The 1,757-nt window shown below is 66.6% G+C and carries 1 protein-coding gene; it reads left to right on the top strand.

The features are described 5' to 3' along the window. Nucleotides 1-406 precede the first annotated feature (406 nt). On the top strand, nucleotides 407-1,757 hold a 1,351-nt coding region (locus B3587_RS04030; RefSeq protein WP_292726725.1), incomplete at its 3' end, for an HNH endonuclease.

Here is a 1,757-nt window from a genome sequence, read left to right as displayed (position 1 = left end):
GTAGGCATCCGTCGCGATCCACCACGGGGCCCGTCGGTCAGAGATTCGAAGCAGCCGTCCACGCCGTCGAGGAAGTGCTCGCGGGCCGTTGCACCAACGACGCTCCGGGCGACGAGGCGCAAGCTGTCGCGAGGGCAACATGTGCGGAGCGGAGCGGATCGAGCACGCAATCGCAGGCCTCGATGTCACCGACGAACTCGATCGGCTCGCGACGAATGCCCGTGAGCGTGCCGTCACGCCACGGGAGTTCACGGACTGACGAAGCCGGGATCCAATATTCGTATTTTTGTTCTATTGAGCTTCGAGTCGAACCATCATGCACTCGCATGTAGACCAATTTTTGCGGGTTTTCCACAGGCGCGCCCCTCTGGGACTCAATGTCGGAGGGTGATGTCATTATTAGTACATGCTTTCGAACGGGGTTATCGAGTTCAGCGAGGCGCAGACCGCCGAGCTGACCTCGATCGTCGCCGCCGTTCAGCAGGCGGATGCCGCGCTCGCCGCCGCCGAAGCCGCCCGCATCCGCGCTCTCGCTCGGGCGGGCGAGCTTGCTCGCGAACTCGCGGCGGGCAAGCCGTCCCGGGTGCGCGAACACGACATGGCGCTGCGCAGCATCGCCGCCACGATCGGAGTGCCCGCGCGCGTGTCCGATCGGTCGATGCAACGCCAGATCGGCGACGCTGAACGGCTCGCCGAGCGCTACCCCGGCACGCTCGAAGCCCGCGCTCAAGGTGAGATCACCCGCCAGCACGTGTATGCGATTCAGGATGCCGCCGCCGACCTCCCCGACGAAGTCATCCCCGCCTTCGAAGCCGAAGCACTCGAGCGATGCCGGCGCGACACCGTCGGCCGGGTGAAAGCTGAGCTCGAAATCCTCGCCCAGCGGATGCATCCCCGCAGCTTCGTCGAACGACACGCCTCCGCGCGCGAACGCCGCGACATCACCACCCGCGCGCTGCCCGACGGGATGTCATCGCTACTCCTGGTCGCGCCCACCCCGGTCATCGCGGGCATCGACGACCGCATGAACCAGATGGCCACCGTTGTCATCGACGTGCGCAACGCCGCGAAGGCTGCAGTCGGTTCTCCGGCAGACGATGACGCCCGAATCCCGGCTGACATTCTCGCCACCGACATCCGCACCCGGGCTCAGATCCGCGCCGATATCGCCGCCGACATCCTTCTCACCGGATCCCCCTTCGCCGACCCCACCGTCACCGGCGACGGACCCGGCACGCTCGGCGCGATCCGCGCGAAGATCCAGGTCGTCGTTCCAGCCCTCAGCCTCCTCAAGCCCGACGGCGACGAGAGCGGCCACGCAGAACCCGCCGACCTCGTCGGCTACTCCCCCATCGACGCCGAAACCGCCCGCGCCATCGCCGAAGCCTGCGACACCTGGTGGGAACGCCTCGTCACCCACCCCGTCACCGGTCAGGTGCTCCACACCAACGGCTACCAGCGCACCGCCGCGATCGACCGCCACCTGAGGGCCCGCGACCGCCACTGCCGGTTCCCCGGATGCCGCCTCCCCGCCATCCGCTGCGAAGTCGACCACACGATCGATCACGCGCTCGGCGGCAAAACGGATGTCTGCAACCTCGCCCACCTCTGTCAAAGACATCACTCGATGAAACAGTTCGCCGGCTGGAAAGTCAGGCAACTCGAGGGCGGCATCCTCGAATGGACCTCACCGGTCGGAACCACCTACACCGACTATCCACCCACGCCAGGGGTGCACTTCACCCCCGATCGATACG

It is taken from the genome of Microbacterium sp. UBA837 (assembly GCF_002296025.1).
Lineage (GTDB): Bacteria > Actinomycetota > Actinomycetes > Actinomycetales > Microbacteriaceae > Microbacterium.
The sequence above is the reverse complement of the archived record's forward strand: the minus strand, read 5'-3'. Positions and strand labels throughout refer to the sequence as shown.